At 61.5% G+C, this 20,646-nt stretch carries 22 protein-coding genes and 1 pseudogene; 12 read left to right on the top strand and 11 right to left on the bottom strand.

The genetic code is table 11. The features are described 5' to 3' along the window. The first annotated feature begins 152 nt into the window (after positions 1-152). Both HB778_RS29570 and HB778_RS29575 read left to right on the top strand, forming a co-directional pair. The gene (locus HB778_RS29570) at positions 153-1,187 is read left to right on the top strand and encodes a cysteine synthase A (RefSeq protein ID WP_095203311.1); all 1,035 of its coding nucleotides are present in this window, start codon (positions 153-155) and stop codon (positions 1,185-1,187) included. Beyond that, positions 1,187-1,930, top strand: coding sequence for an alanyl-tRNA editing protein (locus HB778_RS29575; protein ID WP_183459016.1), 744 nt, complete (start codon positions 1,187-1,189; stop codon positions 1,928-1,930). Before HB778_RS29570 ends, HB778_RS29575 begins: the two co-directional genes overlap by 1 nt. Before the next feature lie 51 nt (positions 1,931-1,981). Here HB778_RS29575 and HB778_RS29580 read toward each other — a convergent pair whose 3' ends face one another. Continuing rightward, on the bottom strand, positions 1,982-2,821 hold the full coding sequence (locus tag HB778_RS29580) for an alpha/beta fold hydrolase (RefSeq protein ID WP_244662011.1): 840 nt from the start codon (positions 2,819-2,821) through the stop codon (positions 1,982-1,984). Positions 2,822-2,855: 34 nt separating this feature from the next. Beyond that, the gene (locus tag HB778_RS29585) at positions 2,856-3,719 is read right to left on the bottom strand and encodes an Lpg1974 family pore-forming outer membrane protein (protein WP_183459020.1); all 864 of its coding nucleotides are present in this window, start codon (positions 3,717-3,719) and stop codon (positions 2,856-2,858) included. A gap of 249 nt (positions 3,720-3,968) precedes the next feature. On the opposite strand from HB778_RS29585, the gene HB778_RS29590 reads away from it, so the two are divergent. Then, positions 3,969-5,171: a cytochrome P450 gene (locus HB778_RS29590; RefSeq protein WP_183459022.1), complete on the top strand. Its 1,203-nt coding sequence runs from the start codon at positions 3,969-3,971 to the stop codon at positions 5,169-5,171. A gap of 9 nt (positions 5,172-5,180) precedes the next feature. Here the strand turns inward: HB778_RS29590 and HB778_RS29595 are convergent, their stop codons facing one another. The 3 genes from HB778_RS29595 to HB778_RS29605 are packed head-to-tail and all read right to left on the bottom strand — an operon-like array spanning position 5,181 to position 7,304. Next, positions 5,181-5,969 (bottom strand): Stf0 family sulfotransferase, encoded by a 789-nt coding sequence (locus tag HB778_RS29595; protein ID WP_183459024.1) that lies wholly within the window; start codon positions 5,967-5,969, stop codon positions 5,181-5,183. A 37-nt stretch (positions 5,970-6,006) separates the two neighbouring features. Next, positions 6,007-6,873, bottom strand: a complete 867-nt coding sequence (locus HB778_RS29600) for an alpha/beta fold hydrolase (protein ID WP_183459026.1) — start codon at positions 6,871-6,873, stop codon at positions 6,007-6,009. Continuing rightward, positions 6,873-7,304 carry a hypothetical protein gene (locus HB778_RS29605; RefSeq protein WP_183459028.1) on the bottom strand — a complete coding sequence of 144 codons (432 nt, stop codon included), beginning with the start codon at positions 7,302-7,304 and terminating at the stop codon, positions 6,873-6,875. The genes HB778_RS29600 and HB778_RS29605 overlap by 1 nt, the downstream gene beginning before the upstream one ends. A 196-nt stretch (positions 7,305-7,500) precedes the next feature. Here HB778_RS29605 and sseA point away from each other — a divergent pair, with 196 nt between their 5' ends. Together sseA and HB778_RS29615 are read left to right on the top strand one after the other, a co-directional pair. Further along, on the top strand, positions 7,501-8,364 hold the full coding sequence (gene sseA, locus HB778_RS29610; protein WP_183459030.1) for a 3-mercaptopyruvate sulfurtransferase: 864 nt from the start codon (positions 7,501-7,503) through the stop codon (positions 8,362-8,364). A gap of 5 nt (positions 8,365-8,369) precedes the next feature. Then, positions 8,370-8,933, top strand: a complete 564-nt coding sequence (locus HB778_RS29615; RefSeq protein ID WP_183459033.1) for a GNAT family N-acetyltransferase — start codon at positions 8,370-8,372, stop codon at positions 8,931-8,933. Positions 8,934-9,117: 184 nt separating this feature from the next. Here the strand turns inward: HB778_RS29615 and HB778_RS29620 are convergent, their stop codons facing one another. Both HB778_RS29620 and HB778_RS29625 read right to left on the bottom strand, forming a co-directional pair. After that, a complete protein-coding gene (locus HB778_RS29620) occupies positions 9,118-9,330 on the bottom strand; it encodes a hypothetical protein (RefSeq protein WP_183459035.1) in 213 nt (70 codons plus the stop codon). A 33-nt stretch (positions 9,331-9,363) separates the two neighbouring features. Beyond that, positions 9,364-10,632, bottom strand: a complete 1,269-nt coding sequence (locus HB778_RS29625; protein WP_183457400.1) for an IS256 family transposase — start codon at positions 10,630-10,632, stop codon at positions 9,364-9,366. Positions 10,633-10,727: 95 nt separating this feature from the next. Here HB778_RS29625 and HB778_RS29630 point away from each other — a divergent pair. Beyond that, positions 10,728-11,015: pseudogene (locus HB778_RS29630) on the top strand (OmpA family protein); the annotation flags it as partial. 187 nt (positions 11,016-11,202) lie between these two features. Continuing rightward, positions 11,203-11,670 carry a DUF1203 domain-containing protein gene (locus HB778_RS29635; RefSeq protein ID WP_183459037.1) on the top strand — a complete coding sequence of 156 codons (468 nt, stop codon included), beginning with the start codon at positions 11,203-11,205 and terminating at the stop codon, positions 11,668-11,670. A gap of 222 nt (positions 11,671-11,892) precedes the next feature. Here HB778_RS29635 and ald read toward each other — a convergent pair whose 3' ends face one another. Beyond that, entirely contained in the window at positions 11,893-13,008 is a 1,116-nt protein-coding gene (ald, locus tag HB778_RS29640) for an alanine dehydrogenase (protein ID WP_010909316.1), read from the bottom strand. 157 nt (positions 13,009-13,165) lie between these two features. Between ald and HB778_RS29645 the strand changes: the two genes are divergently transcribed. Continuing rightward, positions 13,166-13,639, top strand: a complete 474-nt coding sequence (locus HB778_RS29645) for an Lrp/AsnC family transcriptional regulator (protein WP_010909317.1) — start codon at positions 13,166-13,168, stop codon at positions 13,637-13,639. Here HB778_RS29645 and HB778_RS29650 read toward each other — a convergent pair. Next, on the bottom strand, positions 13,636-14,289 hold the full coding sequence (locus HB778_RS29650) for a 5-formyltetrahydrofolate cyclo-ligase (RefSeq protein WP_183459039.1): 654 nt from the start codon (positions 14,287-14,289) through the stop codon (positions 13,636-13,638). The genes HB778_RS29645 and HB778_RS29650 overlap by 4 nt on opposite strands. Positions 14,290-14,453: 164 nt before the next feature. Here HB778_RS29650 and HB778_RS29655 point away from each other — a divergent pair, with 164 nt between their 5' ends. Both HB778_RS29655 and HB778_RS29660 read left to right on the top strand, forming a co-directional pair. Next, positions 14,454-15,719: an NAD(P)/FAD-dependent oxidoreductase gene (locus HB778_RS29655; protein WP_183459041.1), complete on the top strand. Its 1,266-nt coding sequence runs from the start codon at positions 14,454-14,456 to the stop codon at positions 15,717-15,719. Between the two features lie 150 nt (positions 15,720-15,869). After that, complete coding sequence (locus HB778_RS29660; RefSeq protein ID WP_183459043.1) at positions 15,870-17,849, top strand: bifunctional 2',3'-cyclic-nucleotide 2'-phosphodiesterase/3'-nucleotidase; 1,980 nt, start codon at positions 15,870-15,872, stop codon at positions 17,847-17,849. 72 nt (positions 17,850-17,921) lie between these two features. On the opposite strand, the gene HB778_RS29665 is transcribed toward HB778_RS29660, so the two are convergent. Both HB778_RS29665 and HB778_RS29670 read right to left on the bottom strand, forming a co-directional pair. After that, positions 17,922-18,236, bottom strand: a complete 315-nt coding sequence (locus HB778_RS29665) for a hypothetical protein (protein ID WP_183459045.1) — start codon at positions 18,234-18,236, stop codon at positions 17,922-17,924. A gap of 207 nt (positions 18,237-18,443) precedes the next feature. Next, positions 18,444-19,700: an SAM-dependent methyltransferase gene (locus HB778_RS29670; protein WP_183459046.1), complete on the bottom strand. Its 1,257-nt coding sequence runs from the start codon at positions 19,698-19,700 to the stop codon at positions 18,444-18,446. Between the two features lie 342 nt (positions 19,701-20,042). Here HB778_RS29670 and HB778_RS42875 point away from each other — a divergent pair, with 342 nt between their 5' ends. Further along, positions 20,043-20,177, top strand: coding sequence for a hypothetical protein (locus HB778_RS42875; RefSeq protein ID WP_274608581.1), 135 nt, complete (start codon positions 20,043-20,045; stop codon positions 20,175-20,177). A gap of 169 nt (positions 20,178-20,346) precedes the next feature. Further along, positions 20,347-20,637, top strand: a complete 291-nt coding sequence (locus HB778_RS29675; protein WP_183459048.1) for a Dabb family protein — start codon at positions 20,347-20,349, stop codon at positions 20,635-20,637. Positions 20,638-20,646 lie beyond the last annotated feature (9 nt).

Here is a 20,646-nt window from a genome sequence, read left to right on the forward strand (position 1 = left end):
CGGGTGCAAATGAACTGTGCGACATCGAGTCCGGCCTGGAGGGTGCATATACACCGCAGAGCCGGAAATGCGACTGGACCAGGCAAATTCTTGCCTTGAAACCGAAGCTTCGGGTTTCTAGGGTTTCGGCGCACGCACACAAGGAATCCTGAATGCCCCGTTCTGTGATCGACGCGATCGGCAACACGCCTCTGATCCGCCTCAACAAAGCTTCCGAAGAAACCGGCTGCGAGATCCTGGGCAAGGCCGAATTCATGAATCCGGGGCAATCGGTCAAGGATCGCGCCGGCCTGTTCATCATCCGTGACGCCGAACAGCGCGGCCTGTTGAAGCCGGGCGGTGTCATCGTCGAGGGAACAGCCGGCAACACCGGCATCGGGCTGACGCTGGTCGCCAAGGCGCTGGGCTATCGCACTGTCATCGTCATTCCCGATACGCAGAGCCAGGAAAAGAAGGACACCATCCGGTTGCTCGGCGCCGAGCTGATCGAGGTGCCGGCCGTGCCCTACAAGAACCCCAACAATTACGTGAAACTGTCGGGACGGCTGGCCGAGCAGATGGCCAGGAGCGAGCCGAACGGTGCCATCTGGGCCAACCAGTTCGACAATGTCGCCAACCGCGATGGACATATCCGCACCACCGCGGAGGAAATCTGGGACCAGACCGGCGGCAAGGTCGACGGTTTCGTCTCGGCGGTCGGTTCCGGCGGCACGCTGGCTGGCGTTGCCTTCGGGCTGAAGGCCAAGAGCAAGGATGTGAAGATCGCGCTCGCCGATCCGCTCGGGGCCGCGCTCTACAGTTTCTACACCAGCGGCGAATTGAAGTCCGAGGGCAGTTCGATCACCGAAGGCATCGGGCAGGGGCGCATCACTGCCAATCTCGAAGGATTCACACCGGACTTCTCGTTCCAGATCAAGGACGAGGACGCACTGCCGATCGTCTTCGACCTGATCCAGGAAGAAGGCCTGTGCGTCGGCGGCTCGACCGGCATAAACATTGCCGGCGCCATCCGTCTGGCCAGGGAATTGGGTCCCGGCCACACCATCGTGACCATTCTTTGCGACTACGGCACGCGCTATCAGTCGAAGCTGTTCAACCCGGAATTCCTGCGCGAGAAGAACCTGCCTGTACCGGGCTGGATGGAACTGCAGAGCAAGATTTCGGTGCCTTTCGAAAAGGTCGCGTGATGGCGCACAAGACGGAAGCGCTGTTTCGCGACGATGCCTATCTCAGCACGGCGGACGCGACGGTCGTTGCCGTCAACGAGCGCGGCGGCATCATTCTCGACCGGACCATATTCTACGCCACCTCGGGCGGCCAGCCGGGCGATACCGGCTATCTCGAACGCGCCGATGGCAGCCGCATCGCCATTGCCGCCACCATCACGGGTGAGACCAAGGACGAGATCATCCATGTGCCGGCGCCGGAGCAGGCGGCCTTAGCGGTTGGCGAGAAGGTCAAACTCGCCATTGACTGGGAGCGCCGGCACCTGTTGATGCGCATGCACGCGGCTTGCCACCTGCTTACAGTCGTTTGCCCATTTCCGATCACCGGTGCGGCGGTTTCCGAGGACGACAGCCGTGTCGATTTCGACATTCCGGACGCCAGCTTCTCGAAGGAAGAGGTGACCGCGCGCCTGATGGATCTGGTGCGGGCCAATCATCCGATTTTCACCAGGATGATCAGCGACGAGGAACTCGCCGCGAATCCCAGCCTGGTAAAGTCGAAGAACGTCCGGCCGCCGGTTGGCACCGGCAGGATCCGCCTTGTCTGCATCGGTGACAACGCCTCGGTGGACAGCCAGCCCTGCGGTGGCACGCATGTCAAAAGCACCGGTGAAATCGGCGAAATCCACATCGGCAAGATCGAGAAGAAGGGCCGTGAGAACAGGCGCTTCCGCATCCGCTTCGGCCCGATGCCGGCGAACTGAGGTCGGACAGCACTTGGCTTTCTATAACTGGTCAGGCGATCCTGAGATACCTTACGCTAGGTGACGGAAACTGGAAGGTGGTCGCTCCACCCACGCCTCGATCTGCTCGGTGACGAACTTGGCTGCCTGATGGTGGATGAAGTGACCGGCGCCGGGCAAGGCCACCAGTGCGGTCACGTTGTCGACCTCGCGGAACGTGCCGTCAAAAGCGCTGGCCGGGACATAAGGATCGTCGGTGCCGAACAGCACCAGGGTCGGTGCCTTGACGAGAGGCAACGGCCCTAAGTCAGGCACTCTGCCAAGCGGTATGTTGGCCCTGTAGTAGCCCAGCATCGCCTCCGGATCGGATCGCCTGAGGGAGTCCACCAGGGCTTGCCTGTCCGCCGGATCAGTGACCCATGCGCAGAGTTCGTTGATGTCCAGCATCTGGGCTGCGCCCGGTACCTGGAAGCGGCGTATATAGCCGGTGATCTCGGCATTGGCCGGATCGGCAATCGCACGCAGATGATTGCGCGGGTGCGGAGTCGACAACAGGACGAGATGGCGCACGACCTGCGGCACTCGTGTGGCCAGCCACCATGCGATGATACCGCCCCAATCGTGGCCGACAATCGCGGCCTGGGTCAGCTTTTCAGCGGCGAGAACGGCCAGCACGTCGTTGACCAGGTTTGCCAGCAGATAGTTGCCGTAACCCTGCGGCGCATCGCTTTGTCCGAAGCCACGCAGGTCCGGCGCGATCACGCGATAGCGGCCGCAAAGCGCCTGCATCTGCCGGCGCCAGCCCATTCCATGATCCGGAAAGCCGTGCAGAAAGACGATCGGCGGGCCAGAGCCCGCCGCCGTGTAGTGCAATTTGACGTTGCCGTTGACCGCGATCCTGGATTCGAACATCGCGCCCAAGCTCACCGCGCGCCGGTTACTGCGGTCACATTTTGACTTCGAGACGAAGGAACGGTCCGTGGAAGGTCTGGGTGGTACTGTCCGCATTGATAAGCAGATTGTGCCACTGCTCGATCTTGTAGCCCGCCGTAAAGGTGGCGCCGGCAAGAGGGGTCCAACTCAGGCCGGCCGAGGCGTCGAGATTGGTCACGGTCTGATTGGCGGACTGGCTTGCCACCGTGATTGAGCCCTTTTGACCCGTTGTGAAGTCGTAGTTGAATCCGGCGCGGTTTTCACGGCGGCCCCACATGACGGAGCCGGAAACCGCGCCTGTCAGTCCCCAGGTTTCACTCAGCGGATAGTATGCCTCGGCGCCAACACGCGGGCCAATGCCCCAATATTCCGACGATCCTACCTTGTCGACGGTACCGCCCTTGTCGGCAGCATTGTCCGGGGAGAATCTTTCAAAGACATCGGCTCTTTCATCCGAATGCACCAGACGCAGACCGCCAAAGAACCGAATATCGGCGGCCTGAACCTTGACGTGCTTGCCGACATCGAAATCGAACGCCTGGAAGTTGTAGTCGTCGCCGTAGCCTATGGTCAAAAAGCCTGGGTCGCTGCCCGTTATCTGGCCACTCTCTTGCCAAGAACGGTTCTTGCCTAAATGAAACGCGCCTGCAAGGCGCCAGTCCATGTCTGAAGAAATCTGCTTGGTCAGCGCGACCGAACCTGAGAAGTCACCATTGCTGTTTCCAAGCTTGTCGGTGACTCCGGTCTTGTCGTCCTGGTGGACGTTGTTTTGATAAAACGCGCCCTCGAAAGCGATCTTGACGCGGGAATCGATCACCGACTGGTCTGTGACCTTCGCATCCTCCGCATGCGCGGCAACCACGCCTGCGGAAGTCACCGAAGCAGCGGACGCCGCTACAGTCGCCAACAATTTACCAGGTGCCCGAGCCCGCATACTAACCCCCGTTTAGAATCTTGCCCCAAAACCAACATTACACACATAACCTAACGGCACATTGCAGCAAGTCCGGCCAGCAACTTTGCGGGGTAGTGTTGCTGCTTTGCCACGATGCCTCGGTAGCGCCGTTGGACAGATGTGGTAAGCGTCGCGCTGGGGCTGACCGAGCCGCGACCGACAGGGGGTTTGGTGGACAATCCAGCGCAAATCGAAAGCGTGCTCAACAACCTGGTCTATGTGCTTTTCGCCCAGAGCGGGCAGGTGGGGCCGAACGGGAAAGCCCGAGATCTCGGCAATCTCCCGGTCTTCGACAATCCCGAGGCCGTCGACGTCATCGTCAAGGCGCCAGAGCTCTTCCGAAAAAACTTCTCCCTGATCTCGGCCCTAGGTTTCAGCCGCTTCAACACCAATGATGAGGACTGGTCTGGCCGGCGCGCCATCACCCAGGATATTTATCTGTCGGCCGCCAGGCCGGCGCAGCAGCATCCCGTGGCGGAAATCTTCGCCGCCTGTCTGTCCAGTAGCGAGGCTACGCTGCCCGCAATTCAGCAAGCTTTGTTCGCCGCATCGATGACGATATTTTACCGGGCTTTCGGCCTTGTTCCCGACAGGGCGGCGACGCTATTGCTGCTCGACAGGGTCCGCGATGTGCTGAGGCGTCTCCAATATTATTCCTGGGTGACGCCGACGACCGCCGAACGTGCGAACGCCATCCAGGATGCTCGCGCGGTGGTTGCCGATTTCGCATCGCTGCTGATGGCGGATCCCAGGGCCGCTGCGGAGATGGACCGCTTTAAAAGCGAAGCCACTGATGTCGAAGGCTTTTCGCCGGTGGAAGAGTTCGTCATGAATTTCTTCGCCGGCGTCGAGACAACGGTCACGACTGCACTTTGGGTCATCGATCGGCTGGGGGCCAACCAGCAGGTGCAGGAGCGCATCCATGCCGAGGTTCTCTCGGGCGAGGCGCAGACGCCGTACACCGATTGCATGATCAATGAGACGATGCGCTATTTCCCTCCGATACCGTTCCTGACCCGGGAAGTCGGCGCCGATACGGTTCTCGACGGACGGAACCTCTCCGCCGGGCAACTGATCATGGTATCGATCGTCGGTGTGCACCAGAATCCGGCCTTCTGGTCAAACCCGCACGTCTTCGATGCCAGCCGCAAGGAATTCATGGAGAACAGCTTCGACCGACGGGCCTTTATTCCCTTCCTTACCGGACCACGCATGTGCGGTGGCGCTCGTCTCGGTCGGCTGGAAGTTAAGGAGGCGATTCTGGCCGTTGTGCGGCAGTTCGCATTCAGTCGTGCCGACGATATAATCCGGTTCGACTATGCGCTGGCGTTGCGGCCCGCGCAGGGGTCTTCGGTTAGTGTTTCGCGTCGATGACAGGTTAGATCAGGCATGGTCCCGCCAAAACCGTCGGATCAAGGCGCCGAATTGCCTTCCGATCATGTCCTTGAAGTCGACACCTTGCGCATAGCGTCTGCTTGTCGACGTGGCATTTGACTTCAGCTCGAAGCCCGGGAGCCAGTTGCTTATTGTGGCGGATACGTTCTCCTGTTGGTTCGCGATAAAGTCCTCATAGAAGACGTGTGCCACCCTGTTCCGATCAACGGTGTTCAGATAATTCTTCCACCTGATCTCGCCATTCAAAATGTGTTGCGCGGCATCTCGGACCACCCTCTCGTTCAAAACTGCGACCGTTGGAATTCCAGGCAATGTCTCCTGGCTGTCGAATGGCTGGCCCGTCTGAAGCACCGAGAGCAAGCTTATGGTCTGATCGATCTTGTTTCTCCTGGAGAGGAAAACGTAGAACGAGTTGTCGTCGTCGACGCCGATTGAACTGCGTGCGAATGGCAGGTTCTCATAAAATATCTTTGCGCTGAACACGCCGTTCTCGGTTCTTTTCTCCATGAGATGGCGACCGTATGCCGGCCCCTGCTCATTGAGTGTCTCGAGGTCCATCGTGTTGTCAGCCGACCAGCGTCTCATCAACGGCAAGGCGTACAGCCACTGAAAATACTCGGTCGGTAGTCCCAGACCAAACTGTTGCAACACCTGACAATAGGAATGCCCCGCCGTTCGCGGGGTCGTACAGATCAGGATCTTGGCGGGATTTTCGATTGAGCTTTGGCGATCATAGGTCGCGGCGACATATTCGCTGTACAAATCGTCGAAATGCATTTTTGGAACCAACTCCGCCACGACCAGAATCCAAATTTCAGACTGCGGACAGGAACCCCAGGATGAGCAGAGCCTGGTCCAGTGTCATCAGCGACGGCGGATCGCCGGCATCGATGTTGTCGACAAGCCACAGATCAGGCCGTGCCAGCCGCGTGCGCTCGATAGCCTGCCGGTCAATGACCTGGCTGCCGCGACCGTACATCAGCAGGATGCGAGCGTCGATCTTGGCGGCGATCGGGAAAAGATCGTATTCGCGGCCGGTCAGGGCGCCGAAATTTCCCGTCGTGGCCGGGTCATAGGCGAGCCGGAAGCCATCGGGACCGGCGGCGATCCGGTTCTCGACATAGCGGTTGAACACTGTATCCTCGACCGGGCTCATGACGGCTCTGGTGGCGCTTAGATAGTTCCTGGCCGCCGCGCGGGTTTCGAACGCAAGTGTACTTTCCCTGAGGACTTCGTTTCTCATCGCGTCAACCTTCGGCCCGCCGACCATGGGGACGTCGTTGAGAATGATTCTCGCGGCCTTGGAGCGGGTCATCTGCAGAAACAGCAGCAAAATCGTACCGCCCCACGACGTGCCGATGAAGTGGTTCTCCGTACCGGCGAACTCGCCGAGCGCGCGCAGGCATTTGGAGTAGACGTTGATGTCGTATCCCGACCCCAGATAGGCGCTGCGCCCGCGCCCCAGCAAGTCGGGACAGATAACCAGGAAGCCATTGCGGCACAGGAAGGTGGCGAGATAGTCGAAGTCGGCACCATTGCCGGCAAAGCCGTGCAGGCAGAACACCGTTGCGCGCGGCGTGCCGACCGGCCGCCAGATGCGCACGAACATTGCGGCATAGCGGTCATCCAGCCGGATGAGGATTTCTTGCGTCAGCGCCTCGGCGGAACCGGCCGGATCCATCAGAGGTCGCGCTTGCGGACGGCCCGCTTGACCGAGCCGCGGCTGTCGATGAAGTCACGCTTCCAGAATACCGATTTGTCCAGGTTGATGCGCTTGGCTTCCTTGATCATCGGCAGGATGTGGGACGACGATCGCGTCGCCAGCACCGTCACTGCGGTGGCGTCGCCGCCGGGAAACGGATTGAGCGGCCCGCCATTCGTCGCCCACGCCTCGGCTATCTCGCGGCTGGTCTGGATCCAGCCGACATAAGCGACGATGGCGTCGTCGATCGAGCCGATCATATGTGTCTGCTGATCCAGCTGGTAGCGCAGCGTCTTCACCATCAGGCCGAATTCGTAGCCATCAAAAGGCGGATAATGCGCGATGAAGTTGCAAACAAGTCCGAGCGAAAGCGGATTGCTGGGAATACGGGTAAATAGAAGATTGCGCATGCCTAGATTGTTGACCCCGCCCACCCCAGATCATAACGATCAATCCGTACTCGCCACGAAACACGAAGACAATCGGAATCAGCGAACCGCTCGGCTTGGCTATGTTGCATATCCAAAGCGAATGTCGCGCGCTCGGAACGCCTCCGAACTGCCAAGCTAAACAACGTTTTGCCGAGGACGAAGCAGGAGAACAAGAATGGCCCAGGACAGTCCTTTCACAGTTGACGCGGACTGGCTGCAGACGCGCCTGGGCGAGCCGGGCCTGACGATCATTGACGCGTCCTGGTATCTGCCGGCGCAAAAGCGCGACGCCCGTGCGGAATATCAGGCCGCGCACATTCCAGGCGCCCGCTTCCTGGACCAGGATGCGGTTTCGGATCCTGACGCTGCTTTGCCGCACACGCTGCCGTCGCCGCAGCACTTCGCGCAATATGTCGGCGCGATGGGCGTCTCGGCCGACGACACCATCGTCATCTATGACGGTCCGGGATTCTTCTCGGCACCCCGGGCCTGGTGGATGTTCCGCATCATGGGCGTTTTCCAGACCTATATTCTGGATGGTGGGTTCGACGCCTGGAAAGCGGCCGGCCGGCCGGTGACGGCCGAGCTGACGAAGATCGCGCCAAGTGTGTTCCATGCCGATTTCGACGCCGGTCGTGTCGCCAGCCTCGCCGACATGCGCCGGATCGTCGAGACCAGCGCCAGCCAGATCGCCGATGCCCGTGGACCCGGCCGCTTCACCGGTGCCGAGCCCGAGCCGCGCCCGGGTGTCCGCTCCGGCCATATGCCGGGCGCGCGCAATGTGCCGTACTCCGCACTGTCGGAAAACGGCGAACTGCTGTCGAAGGACCGTTTGCGCAAGGTGATCGAGGAGGCCGGCATTGATCTGTCGAAGCCCGTCGTCACATCTTGCGGCTCCGGTGTCACCGCCGCGGTCATCACTCTGGCGCTGGAGACGCTTGGCCACACCGACAACAGGCTTTATGACGGCTCGTGGACCGAGTGGGGCGGGCTCTCCGACACGCCTGTCGCGATCGGCCCGGCTACCGGCAAGGAATGAAGACGATGGAAAACGGTGTGCTGCAGGACATTGAAGTCACGGTGACTTTTCTTGAAATGCATGCCCCTCCTGCCGTCTCGCCGCCGGTGCCCTACAACCGCCAGGTCGCGCTGCTGAAGACCAAGGACATTCCCCTGCATTTCTACCGCTATTTGATGGATAGGGTGGGCCGCAAATGGCATTGGGTGAATGTTCTGAGGCTGGATGACGACGAGCTTTCGGCGGGCATCCACCGTGAGGATCGCGACATCAGGGTGCTTTATCTCGACGGTGCGCCGGCCGGCTTCTTTGACCTCAAGCCGCATCTGCCTGAAGAAGTCGAGCTCGCCTATTTCGGCATGATGGAACATGCCACCGGGCAAGGCATTGGTCGCTGGTTCCTGGGCTCGGCGATTTCAGCCGCCTGGTCGCATGGGCCGAAACGGGTGACGGTGCAGACCTGCACGCTTGACCATCCGGCGGCTCTGCCGCTCTACCAGAAGCTCGGTTTCAAGCCGGTCGCGCAGAAGAAAGAGGTCGTGCATCCGCTGCCTTTCGCCGAGCGCTCGGCCAGCGTCATGCGGCCCTGATTTCAGCCGGAATCCGACACCAACCGGAACCTGAACCGATCGTTCATCGCCGCTTCAGCCTGCCTTTGGCATCTTGCCCACATCATCAATGCGGCAGAGGCTGAAGGAGAAAAGACATGCTGACACGCCGTACCCTTGCCGCCGCGCTGATCGCCGCGATTGCCATGCCGAGCCTTGCCGCCGCCTAGGCGACGACGCCTTCGGCCGCGACGATCGAGCGGAAGCTCGAAGCGGCGCCCCGAGTGAAGCTGCGGCCGAACGAGCGCGTTACCATCCGCGAATTCAAGCGCAGGCCGGATTTGCGCCGCATGGCGCGCTCGATCGACATCCAGTCGATCAATTTCGCCTTCGGCTCGGCCGCCATCTCCAATTCGCAATACGACAAGATCGAGACCATCGAGCTATGCTGCAATTTGGGTGACGAGGCTGATCAAGCGGCGCTCTGCGGCTTCAGTTCAATGACCTCGATTCCATCCTGGAACGTTGCACCTGCGATGAGTTTAGGCAACTGATTTTGTCCTTTCAGTCGTCGCCACGTCCTGGCCGCGGCCATGACCAGCTTGAAGACCATCAGCCTGGCGGTTTTCGAGGAGAGTGAGCCCTTGGTACGCACCGTGCGATGGCGAACGGTCGCAAAGACGCTCTCGATGGGATTGGACGTTCGCAGATGATCCCAATGTTCGGCGGGGAAATCGTAGAACGCCAGCAAGGCATTCTGATCTTTGGTCAGGCAGTCGACCGCCTTGCCGTATTTCGCATCATATTTCTCGACAAAGACGGCAATCGCCGTCTCGGCTGAGGCTCGGTTCGGGGCGGAAAAGATTTCGCGCAAGTCCGTCTTCATGGCGGCCTGCACCGATTTCGGCACCTTGTTGAGCACGTTGGCTGTCTTGTGCACCCAGCATCGCTGGTGCTTGGTGCCGGGAAGGAGCTCATCGAGCGCTTTCCAGAAGCCAAGCGCGCCGTCGCCGACGGCAAGATCGGGCGCGATCTGCAGGCCACGACGCTTGACGTCGACCAGCAGCTCGCGCCAGCTCTGTGCGCTCTCACGAATGCCGGTCTGGAAGCCGAGCAGCTCTTTCTTGCCCTCGGGCGTGGCGCCGATCAGGACCAGCATGCATTCGGCATGATCTTCCATCCGGGCCTGCAGGTAGACCCCGTCCGCCCACACATACACATAGCGGCGCGCCGAAAGATCGCGCTTTTGCCAACGATCGTATTCGATGCCCCACTCCGCCGTCAGTCGCGTGATCACCGAGGGTGAGAGGTTCGGCGCCTCCTTGCCCAACAGAGCTGCCAGAGCTTCCTGAAAGTCGCCCGTCGAAATGCCGCGCAGATAGAGAACGGGAAGAAGCGCATCCAGACTTCGTGTCCGACGCGCCCATTTCGGCAGGATCGATGAGGAAAAACGGATGCGCTCCGCTTCACCGTTCGCGCCGCGATCCCGGACCTTCACCCGGCTGACGGGCACCGCCCCGATCCCCGTCTGGATGCTCCGCTCCGGCCCGTGACCGTGCCGGACCAGCCGGTCACGTCCGTCCGGAAGCTTGAGATCCCGCATCTCGGCAAGAAACGCTTCGGCCTCCATCTCGATCGCCTGCGCCAGCAATTTGCGCGCGCCGGTGCGAAGCACATCCGTCAGGGGATCATCGATTTCGTCGGGCTGACGAAGGCGAACAATGTTGATAGTCTCGTTCATGGCGTATCGCTCTCCTTGAGAGGTTCTGGCAGGCTTCATCACCCGCCTCGATACGCCGCCCTTCTCAAACCGTCATCACCCAGTTTCAGCCATAGCTCGAGACCATCGCCGACGCACTGCAACGCATCCTGCGCCGCGATCCCGGTGCGCGCGTGCTGATCGAAGGGCACACCGATGCGGTGGGCTCCTTCCAGTCGAACCAGATCCTGTCCGAACAGCGCGCGGCTTCGCTGAAACGCACGCTGGTGCGCGAATTCGGCGTGCCCGGCTATGCCCTGGAAACCGTGGGTTACGGCGAGGAGTTCCTGCTCGTGCCGACGCAGAACGAAAACTGGCAGAATCGCAGGGTGACATTGCGGCGCTTCGACGACTTCATTCGGTGATCCGGAGCCCTGCCAATTTTAGTTAGCCGGTGTAGATTATCGGCATGGCGCTATCACTGGGGCTTTTGATCTATGCGAGGGACTGATCACCAACATCGGATCTGTCCCTCGATCCCTTGGCAAGAATCGGGTGGGAAGCATCGGCCCGAGCGCATAATTTCCGGTCGACAACACCGGAGATTTCACCATGACCATTCAGTTCAAGGCGCTACCCACCGACCATGTCAGGGCACTGCAGCGAGGTGGTCCCGATGCATACGGCCAGACGCCCGAGCGCAGGATTTCAGACGGTGACGGCATGCCTTGCCGGCATTGCCTGAAGAACATCGCCGCCGGCGATGCCTATCTCATCCTTGCCTATCGCCCTTTTCCGGAGCTTCAGCCCTATGCTGAAACCGGCCCGATCTTCCTGCACGCCGAAGAATGCGAACGTGCCGACGGAAGCGAAGAACTTCCCGAGATTCTCGAAAGCCCGGACTATATCGTGCGCGGCTATGGCAGGGATGATCGCATCGTCTATGGCAGCGGCGGGGTCATCCCGACAGGGGCAGTCGTTGCGCGGGCCAAGGCCTTGTTCGAACGAGCCGACATTGCCTATGTGCATGTCCGCTCGGCGCGCAACAACTGCTATCAGTGCCGGATTGAACGGGCCTGAACCACAAGGATTGCGGTCAAGAAGCCTGTCGTACTCCCGTCGCATAGATGCGATAGAAGGCGAGTGTCAATCGATTGGCCGACCGCGGATGAACCGGCGGCAATCTCGATATCGAGGAAGCGGGGCTTTGGCTCCGCTTTTTTGTTGCCTGCACTTGGCAGGCAGAAAAAACCCGCCGGCACGGGCCGGCGGGCTGACAGGAGGAAACTCTTGTAATTCAGGTTACGCGGCCAGGACAGCTTTTGGCTCGACCAGTTCGTAGCCGAGCGCTTCGGCCACCGCACGATTCGTGATCTTGCCCTTGTGGACATTGAGGCCGTTGCGCAAATGATGGTCGTCGACCAGCGCCTTCAGGCCCTTGTCGGCGAGTTGCAGGCCGTAATGCAGCGTCGCATTGTTCAGCGCATGGGCCGAGGTGACCGGCACGGCGCCCGGCATGTTGGCGACGCAATAGTGGATGACGCCGTCGACCTCGTAGGTGGGCTCGGCGTGGGTCGTCGCATGCGAGGTCTCGAAGCAGCCGCCCTGGTCGATGGCGACGTCGACCAGCACCGAGCCCTTCTTCATGCCCGACAGCATTTCGCGGGTGACGAGCTTGGGTGCAGCAGCGCCCGGGATCAGCACGGCGCCGACGACGATGTCGGCCGAGAAGCATTCTTCCTCGAGCGCCTCGACGGTCGAGTAGCGGGTGTGCACACGGCCGGCGAAGAGGTCGTCGAGCTGCCGCAGGCGCGGGATCGAACGGTCGATGATGGTGACGTCGGCGCCAAGGCCGGCGGCCATGCGGGCCGCGTGCAGGCCGACGACGCCGCCGCCGAGCACGGTGACTTTGCCGGGCAGCACGCCGGGCACGCCGCCGAGCAGAACGCCGCGGCCGCCATTGGCCTTCTGCAGCGCCGTGGCGCCGGCCTGGATCGACAGGCGGCCGGCGACTTCCGACATCGGCGCGAGCAGCGGCAGGCCGCCACGGTCGTCGGTCACGGTCTCGTAAGCGATCGCGGTGACGCCCGAAGCGAGCAGGCCCTTGGTCTGCTCCGGATCCGGAGCCAGGTGCAGATAGGTGTACAGGATCTGGCCGTCGCGCAACTGCACCCACTCATTGGGCTGCGGCTCCTTGACCTTGACGATCATGTCCGACTTGGCGAACACGTCGGCGGCGGTCTTGGCGATGGTGGCGCCGGCGGCGCGATAGGCATTGTCATCGGCGCCGATGCCGGCACCGGCACCGGCCTCGACCAGCACTTCGTGGCCGTGCGCCACATATTCGCGGACCGAGCCTGGCGTGAGGCCGACGCGATATTCGTGGTTCTTGATTTCCTTCGGGCAACCGACGCGCATTGTCTTCTCCTGATCCGGGCCCTTTTGGGCTCACTCCCTGTATTGTCGGAGTGAACCACGAATTGGCGCACAAGTGTTTGCGAATGCGCTTGCGCGGACAGGCAGGTTTCGATAATCCTTGCGCGAAATAGCAGGATATTCGCAGGATTCACGAAAAATGCCGCTCGACAGGATCGATATCGCCATTCTCGAGACGTTGCAGAAGGATGGCCGGATACCCAATGCGGCACTCGCCGAGAAGGTTGGCCTGTCGCAGTCGGCCTGTTCGCGTCGGCTCGATAATCTGGAAAAATCCGGAACCATTCGCGGCTATCACGCCCGACTGTCCAACGCAGCGCTCGGTCATCAGATGACGGCGATCGTGCATATATCGCTGTCGGGCCAGTTCGAGAAAACGCTGTCGGATTTCGAGGCGGCGATCAAGCGTTGCCCCAACGTACTGTCCTGCCATCTGATGTCGGGCGAGTACGACTACATCCTGCGCATCGCGGCAAAAGACCTGGTCGACTATGAGCGCATCCACAAGGAATGGCTGTCGGCCATGCCGCACGTGACCAAGATCAACTCGTCCTTTGCCTTGCGCGAAATCGTCGACCGCACGGCGATGGGCATGAAGCCGGAGATGGCTTAGCTGGCCTCCGTCACCACCCGATCCATCGCAATGTCATGCGGCTGCGGATAGATGGTGGCGATGCGTTGCAGTTCGTAGCCGACGCCGATGACCAGCGGCTTGAACGGCATGGCGGCCAGCGTGCGGTCGAAGAAGCCGCCGCCATAGCCCAGGCGATAGTTTACCGGATCGATGCCGACGATCGGCGAGATGACGATATCAGGCAGCACCGGATCGCCCTCGGCCGGGATCGGGATGTTCCAGACGCCTTTTTCCAGCCGGTCACCGGATTTGTAGGCACGGAAGATCAGCGGGCGCCCTTTCTCGACGACGATGGGCAGCGCGGTGCGGCCGCCGCGCGCATTGACGGATGCCATCCAAGGCCGCAGGTCCGGCTCGCCGCGAAACGGCCAGTAAAGACTGACCATGCGGCCACTGATCGCGCCGATGATCGCGTCGAGCCCCTCGGCAATGCGCTGGGACATTGCTGCCCTCGCATCGGCCGAAACAGCAAGGCGGGCGGCGATCAGCCGTTCGCGCTCGGCCTTGCGCCAACGCCTCACATCGGTCCAGTCGGATAGCGGTGCCTGAAATTCCCGATCGAGTTCATGCATGAAACAGGGCGGCGAGGCATACTGTGCCGGACCCTGGTCGTCATGATCGTTGGCCATGCGGACACCTCATAGCGTGTTCTATGAGGCTATACCTCGCGACACGATATAACTTGTGCATTCACGACATGGAACGGCGAGTCCCGGGCACCGTCCCTCTGTTGCTGCAATGCACAAAAATACCTACATCTGGGACAGGCAATCTTGCCGTCAGGATGAATGAGATGAACGAAGCCAGCCATCATGTCGTCGTTGTCGGCGCGGGGTTCGGCGGCCTCGAACTCACCCACGCGCTGGCTGGACAGCCGGTGCGCATCACCATGATCGACAAGCGCAACCATCATCTTTTCCAGCCGCTGCTCTACCAGGTGGCGACGACCGCACTGGCGACCTCCGAGGTTGCCTGGCCGATCCGCCACCTGCTGCGCAAGCGCAAGGACGTGACGCCGCTGCTGGCCAACGTCATCGGTGTCGACCGCGCCGGCAAACGCGTGCTGCTCGATGACGGCAGTGCCGTCGCCTACGACACGCTGGTGCTCGCCACCGGCGCCCGTCATGCCTATTTCGGGCACGACGAATGGGAACCTTTTGCGCCGGGGCTGAAGACACTGGAGGATGCCACCACCATCCGGCGCCGCATTCTGCTCGCCTTCGAGCAGGCCGAGCGGGAAACCGATCCCGCCAAACGCCAGGCGCTGCTGACCATTGCGATCGTCGGCGGCGGGCCGACCGGGGTGGAACTGGCCGGCACCATTGTCGAGCTGGCGCACGACACGCTGCGCGGCGAATTCCGCAACATCGATACGCGACAGACGCGCGTGGTGCTGATCGAGGCCGGCGAGCGCATCCTGGCCAATTTCGCGCCAAAACTCTCCGATTACGCCAGCAAGGCGCTCGAGCGGCTCGGCGTGACGGTCGAGCTCGGACGTGCCGTGACACGCTGCGATGCCGACGGTGTTGTGTTTGGCGACAAGCAATTGGCGGCGAAGACGATCCTGTGGGCAGCTGGCGTTGCCGCTTCACCCGCTGCCGAATGGCTGGGTGCGAAGGCCGACCGCGCGGGCAGGGTGCTCGTCGAGCCCGACCTCAGCGTGCCCGGCAGCCCGGAGATTTTTGTCATCGGCGACGCTGCCCTTGTGCTGCGGCCCGATGGACGGCCGGTACCCGGCGTGGCGCCTTCCGCCAAGCAGGAGGGCCGCCATGTCGCCGCGACGATCAAGGCCAGGCTCGGCGGTGACACCACCGCACGTCCCTTCCACTACAAGCACGCCGGCGATCTGGCGACGATCGGCAAACGCGCCGCTGCGATCGACTTCGGCTGGATCAAGATCACGGGCTGGCTCGCCTGGTGGCTGTGGGGCATTGCGCACATCTATTTTCTGATCGGTTTCCGCAACCGGCTTGCGGTTTCCCTGAGCTGGCTATGGATCTACGTCACCGGCCAGCGCAGGGCGCGCCTGATCACCCAGGGCGACGACGACAGGACCTGACTTTTCTCCACGGTCCAATTCATCCGCGCGTCATCTGGTGCTGATCGACTGATGTCTGGATGCGCGCGACTTGTTGAGTGGACTTGAGCCGATTTCAGCGCCAAGTTCGCTTCGGGGCAGGGCGTGTCACGTTGTCAACGAGGAGAAAACATGTCGCAACTGCTCCATCCCGTCTCCCGCCGCGGTTTCCTCGCCGGCGCCGCAGCCACAGGGGCGCTGATCGTGCTTCATCCCTTCTCCGCCCGCGCTCAAGCCAACCAGGCGCATCTTCGGATCATGGAAACCACCGACATCCATGTGAATGTCCTGCCTTATGATTACTACGCCGACAAAGCCAACGACACGATGGGCCTGTCGCGCACGGCATCCCTGATCGACGCGGTGCGCAAGGAAGCCGTCAATTCGATGCTCATCGACAATGGCGACCTTTTGCAGGGCAACCCGATGGGCGACTACATCGCCTACGAGAAAGGCCTCAAGGACGGCGATCTGCACCCGATCATGAAAGGCATGAACCTGCTCGGTTACGAGTGCTCGACGCTCGGCAACCACGAGTTCAACTACGGCCTGTCCTTTCTGGACAAGGCGCTGGCCGGCGCCAATTTCCCGTTCGTCTGCGCCAATCTGATCCGCGGCACCGAGCTCGCCGCCAATCCGCGCGACGACAAGCTCTATCTCAAGCCCTATGTGATCCTCGACAAGAAGATCAAGAACGGTTCGGGCGCCGAGCAGCCGATCCGGATCGGCATCATCGGCTTCGTGCCGCCGCAGATCATGGTCTGGGACCTCAAGAATCTCGAAGGCAACGTCAAGACGCGCGACATTGTCGAGGCGGCCAAGGCCTGGGTGCCGCAGATGAAGGAAGAGGGCGCCGACATCGTCATCGCGCTCTCGCATTCCGGCATCGATGTGAAGCAGGGCGACATGATGGAGAACGCCTCGTTCTTCGTCGCCGGCGTCGATGGCATCGATGCCGTGTTCACCGGCCACCAGCATCTGGTGTTCCCCGGCAAGAAGGATTTCCAGTCGCTCGAAGGCGTCGACACGCAAAAGGGCACGCTGCAGGGCAAGCCCGCCGTGATGGGTGGTTTCTGGGGCTCGCATATGGGCCTGATCGACCTGATGCTGGAGCGCGACGGATCGAAATGGAAGGTCGTGTCCGCCACCTCCGAGGCGCGGCCGATCTTCGAGCGCGTCGACAACAAGAACAAGCCGACGGTTCTCGACGACAAGCGCATCATCGCTGCCCTCGAACAGGACCACCAGGCGACCCTGGCCTATGTGCGCCGTCCGGTCGGCAAGACCTCCGCGCCGCTCTATTCCTATTTCTCGCTGGTCGCCGATGATCCGTCGGTCCAGGTCGTCAGCCAGGCGCAGACCTGGTACTTGAAGGACATTCTCAAGAACACGCAGTGGAAGGACGTGCCGCTGCTGTCGGCCGCCGCTCCCTTCAAGGCCGGCGGGCGCAACGGCGCCGACTACTATACCGACGTGCCGGCCGGTGACATCGCCATCAAAAACGTCGCCGACCTCTATCTCTACCCGAACACCGTGCGCGCCGTCGAAATCACCGGTGCGCAGGTCAAGGAATGGCTGGAAATGTCGGCCGGCATCTTCAACAGGATCGAGGCGGGGAAGGCTGACCAGGCGCTCATCAACACCGATTTCCCATCCTACAATTTCGACGTCATCGACGGCGTCACCTACAAGATAGACCTGTCGCAGCCGCCGAAATACGATGCCAAGGGCGGCGTGGCGAATGCCGGCGCCAATCGCATCGTCGACCTGATGTTCGACGGCAAGCCGATTGATCCCAAACAGAAATTCGTCGTTGCGACCAACAATTACCGGGCCGGCGGCGGCGGCAATTTCCCTGATATCAATGCCTCGAAGATCATCTACGAGGCGCCGGACACCAACCGCGACGTCATCGTTCGCTACATCGTAAGCCAGGGCACGATCAACCCGTCGGCGGACGGCAACTGGTCGTTCGCGCCGCTGCCGGGAACCAGCGTCGTGTTCGAGACAGGCGTCAAGGCAAAGGATTTCATCGCCGATGTGAAGTCGCTGAAGATCGAACCGGCAGGCGAGGGCGAAGCCGGTTTTGCGAAATATCGCATCACTCTTTGAAGATTGGTGCGCAATCCGCGGGAGGCGAGTTCACGCCAGCCAGGCGTGAGTTCATCCTTGCGTTACGCAGCTTCAATTGGTTGCAGGCACCGGCGTCAATGGCAAGGCTGTCGCGGGCGCTTGCGGGCTGACTGGCTGTGTCGGCTCAAGGGACGTGCCAGTCGGGTCGCTGGGTACGGTCAACGGCGACATCCCGGCCGGGGCATGGACTTCGTGGATGGTCGAGGTTGGTGTGTTGTCGATGAGATCGCTCGCACCAGGCGTCAAGGTTGGGCTGATGCTGAGACCCAGCGGATCGTTCATGACGGTCGGTGGAACGACGCGCCGTGCGTCGGCTGCGGATATGGCGGCAAGCAGGATGGCAATGGCGGCAACAGTTCGCTTCATGGAAGCCTCCTATGGTCAGAGGCGCTCGGCGTAAGGGTATTGGGCGCGGGCGTCGGATGCGGCAGAACGCTCGCCACGCGATCGCGGTTTCATCACGTCGCATCAAGACACCGCGATCCGCGCTGGCGTAACCCCGCAATCTCAACGCTGCGGGGACATGCTCCCCGAAAGGCGGCCACTGGCGATGATATCGATCGGTGCGCCGGCTTACGCCTTGTAGACCACCTGGCGCACATCGATGTAGCTGGCGCGGAAGCCGGCTTCGCAATAGTGCAGGTAGAACTCCCAGAGCTTCTTGAAGCGATCGTCGAAGCCGAGCGGCACGATCTTCTCCCACGACGCCCAGAAGCGACGCCGCCATTCGGCGAGCGTGCGCGCATAGTCGTCGGGGAACACGCGCTCACGCAGATGCGCAAGGCCATGGTCCGCGCCGAGCGTCTTCAGGATCGACGGTGTCGGCAGCATGCCGCCCGGAAAGACATAGCGCTGGATGAAATCCGGCCTGGCGCGGTAGGTGTCGTAGGCGGCCTCGTTGATGGTGATGATCTGCAGGCCCGCGGTGCCGCCGGGTTTCAGGCAGGCCTTCATCTTCGAGAAGAACACCGGCCAGTATTTCTCGCCGACCGCTTCGAACATCTCGATCGAGGCGATGCGATCGTAAGTCCCCGTTTCGTCGCGGTAGTCCTGCAGCTTGATGTCGACCTTGTCGGCAAGGCCAGCCTTGGCGATGCGTGCCTTGGCGAAGTCGTGCTGTTCGCGGCTGATCGTCAGTCCGGTAACGCGGCAGCCGATTTCGCGTGCCGCGAATTCGGCAAAGCCGCCCCAGCCGCAGCCGATTTCCAGCACATGATCCTTTCTGCCGATACCCGTATCCCTGGCCAGCGCCCGGTATTTGGCGGCCTGGGCGCTTTCGAGGTCATTGGCGCCATTGGCGTAAAGCGCCGAGGAATAGGTCATGCTCGGGTCGAGCCACTCTTTGTAGAAGGCGTTGCCGAGATCGTAGTGCGCCGAGATATTGCGCTTCGAACCGGTGCGTGTGTTCTCGTTGAACCAGTGGCGGATGCGCTGGACGGTGTTGATGAGCCAGCTGGCGCCGCCGGCGACGCGTTCGCCGATCGCCGAATTGACGACGAACAGTTCCAGGAAGCTGGTGACGTCAGGGCTTTCCCAATCGCCGTCCATGTAGGATTCGGCAACACCGATCGTGCCGCCGGAAAAGGCGCGGCCTGGCAGGCGCCAGTTCTTCAGCACCAGTTCGGCGTCGGGGCCAGGTCCCTTGCCGCCAACCAGAACGGCGCGACCATCCGGCATCCTGACCTTGAGCGAGCCGCGCGGCAGGTTCATTGCCGCCGACAGCACCATGCGTGCCTTGGCCGGCAGGCCCTTGACGATCTCGGCGAAATTAAACTCATCGAGCCTGACCGCTTCGCCCGGCGCTACGTTATAATGTTCCCCGTGTGCCATTTCATGCCCCTGGACTTCCGTGGTGCCGGCGCAAATTGCCGAGCCACGGTTCTCTTGGATCATTCGCCAGGTTCGAACGCCTCGCCTGGTCCCGGCAGCTCACGGGTTCAGCGACAGGCGGGCTCGAACGAAAGCGCGCGCCCGTTTGTCAGAGCTTCAGCGCTTCCCAGTGAATGCCTGCCACAATCTTCCACGTCATGAGGGGAAACTTCAAGAGGCAGGTCGTTGGCTGGGCTGTGCCACGTGGCGCCTGGCATCTGCCCCCTTTTTGCGTCGGATGGCTGCTGCCCAAAATCAAAAAACGTCTATGGCCGCCGCTGCGCTTGTGCGATAGCTTTAGCCATGCGTTATGTAATCGTCATTGCGGCAATCGCGTTCTTCCTGATCTGGGACGGTCTCTACAATCAGGGCCGGTATCTCGACATCTCGGTCAGGGAACTCTCCCATGTCGTGCGTTACGTCACCGGCAAGGCCTAAATATCCCATCCTAAAGGAGCAGCCCGGCGCGCCATTCGAGGTGTTCGTCGCCGCGAAATGAGGCCTAGCGCCGTTGGGGCGCGTCGCAAGGACGCGTGGCGCCATGGACGGTTGACGCGAGGCGACCGCCGTCACTAAACACCCCGTCATTCAGATCGAGGAGGCGGGATTGATCCGGCATATCGTTTTCTTCAGCGCGCGGCGCAAGGAGGATGTCGAGTCCGTGCGCACCGGGCTTTTGGCGCTCGGCAGCATTCCTCATTCCAGTCTCTTCGAGGTCACCTTGAACACCAAGGTCGACCCGCTGTCGGACGAAGTCGATGTCGTCGTCTACGCCGAGTTCGCCGACGACGCAGCGCTGGCCGCCTACAAGGCACATCCGCTCTATGCGCAGACCACAGCCAAGGTCAAACCATTGCGCGAACTGCGCTATTCCGCCGACGTCGTGGCCGGCAGCTGATCCCGAGCG

The sequence above is a fragment of the Mesorhizobium huakuii genome (genome assembly GCF_014189455.1).
Classification (GTDB): Bacteria; Pseudomonadota; Alphaproteobacteria; order Rhizobiales; family Rhizobiaceae; genus Mesorhizobium; species Mesorhizobium huakuii_A.

Excerpts from the sequence above, each read along its gene's own strand:
- HB778_RS29670 (WP_183459046.1), bottom strand. The coding sequence starts at position 19,700 with ATGGCACACGGGGAACATTATAACGTAGCGCCGGGCGAAGCGGTCAGG.
- HB778_RS29580 (WP_244662011.1), bottom strand. The coding sequence starts at position 2,821 with ATGTTCGAATCCAGGATCGCGGTCAACGGCAACGTCAAATTGCACTAC.
- HB778_RS29605 (WP_183459028.1), bottom strand. The coding sequence starts at position 7,304 with ATGCGCAATCTTCTATTTACCCGTATTCCCAGCAATCCGCTTTCGCTC.
- ald (WP_010909316.1), bottom strand. The coding sequence starts at position 13,008 with ATGCGCGTCGGTTGCCCGAAGGAAATCAAGAACCACGAATATCGCGTC.
- HB778_RS29660 (WP_183459043.1), top strand. The coding sequence starts at position 15,870 with ATGTCGCAACTGCTCCATCCCGTCTCCCGCCGCGGTTTCCTCGCCGGC.
- HB778_RS29655 (WP_183459041.1), top strand. The coding sequence starts at position 14,454 with ATGAACGAAGCCAGCCATCATGTCGTCGTTGTCGGCGCGGGGTTCGGC.
- HB778_RS29620 (WP_183459035.1), bottom strand. The coding sequence starts at position 9,330 with ATGGTCTCGATCTTGTCGTATTGCGAATTGGAGATGGCGGCCGAGCCG.
- HB778_RS29615 (WP_183459033.1), top strand. The coding sequence starts at position 8,370 with ATGGAAAACGGTGTGCTGCAGGACATTGAAGTCACGGTGACTTTTCTT.
- HB778_RS29570 (WP_095203311.1), top strand. The coding sequence starts at position 153 with ATGCCCCGTTCTGTGATCGACGCGATCGGCAACACGCCTCTGATCCGC.
- HB778_RS29665 (WP_183459045.1), bottom strand. The coding sequence starts at position 18,236 with ATGAAGCGAACTGTTGCCGCCATTGCCATCCTGCTTGCCGCCATATCC.
- HB778_RS29575 (WP_183459016.1), top strand. The coding sequence starts at position 1,187 with ATGGCGCACAAGACGGAAGCGCTGTTTCGCGACGATGCCTATCTCAGC.
- HB778_RS29650 (WP_183459039.1), bottom strand. The coding sequence starts at position 14,289 with ATGGCCAACGATCATGACGACCAGGGTCCGGCACAGTATGCCTCGCCG.
- HB778_RS29645 (WP_010909317.1), top strand. The coding sequence starts at position 13,166 with ATGCCGCTCGACAGGATCGATATCGCCATTCTCGAGACGTTGCAGAAG.
- HB778_RS42875 (WP_274608581.1), top strand. The coding sequence starts at position 20,043 with ATGCGTTATGTAATCGTCATTGCGGCAATCGCGTTCTTCCTGATCTGG.
- HB778_RS29600 (WP_183459026.1), bottom strand. The coding sequence starts at position 6,873 with ATGGATCCGGCCGGTTCCGCCGAGGCGCTGACGCAAGAAATCCTCATC.
- HB778_RS29595 (WP_183459024.1), bottom strand. The coding sequence starts at position 5,969 with ATGCATTTCGACGATTTGTACAGCGAATATGTCGCCGCGACCTATGAT.
- HB778_RS29635 (WP_183459037.1), top strand. The coding sequence starts at position 11,203 with ATGACCATTCAGTTCAAGGCGCTACCCACCGACCATGTCAGGGCACTG.
- HB778_RS29625 (WP_183457400.1), bottom strand. The coding sequence starts at position 10,632 with ATGAACGAGACTATCAACATTGTTCGCCTTCGTCAGCCCGACGAAATC.
- sseA (WP_183459030.1), top strand. The coding sequence starts at position 7,501 with ATGGCCCAGGACAGTCCTTTCACAGTTGACGCGGACTGGCTGCAGACG.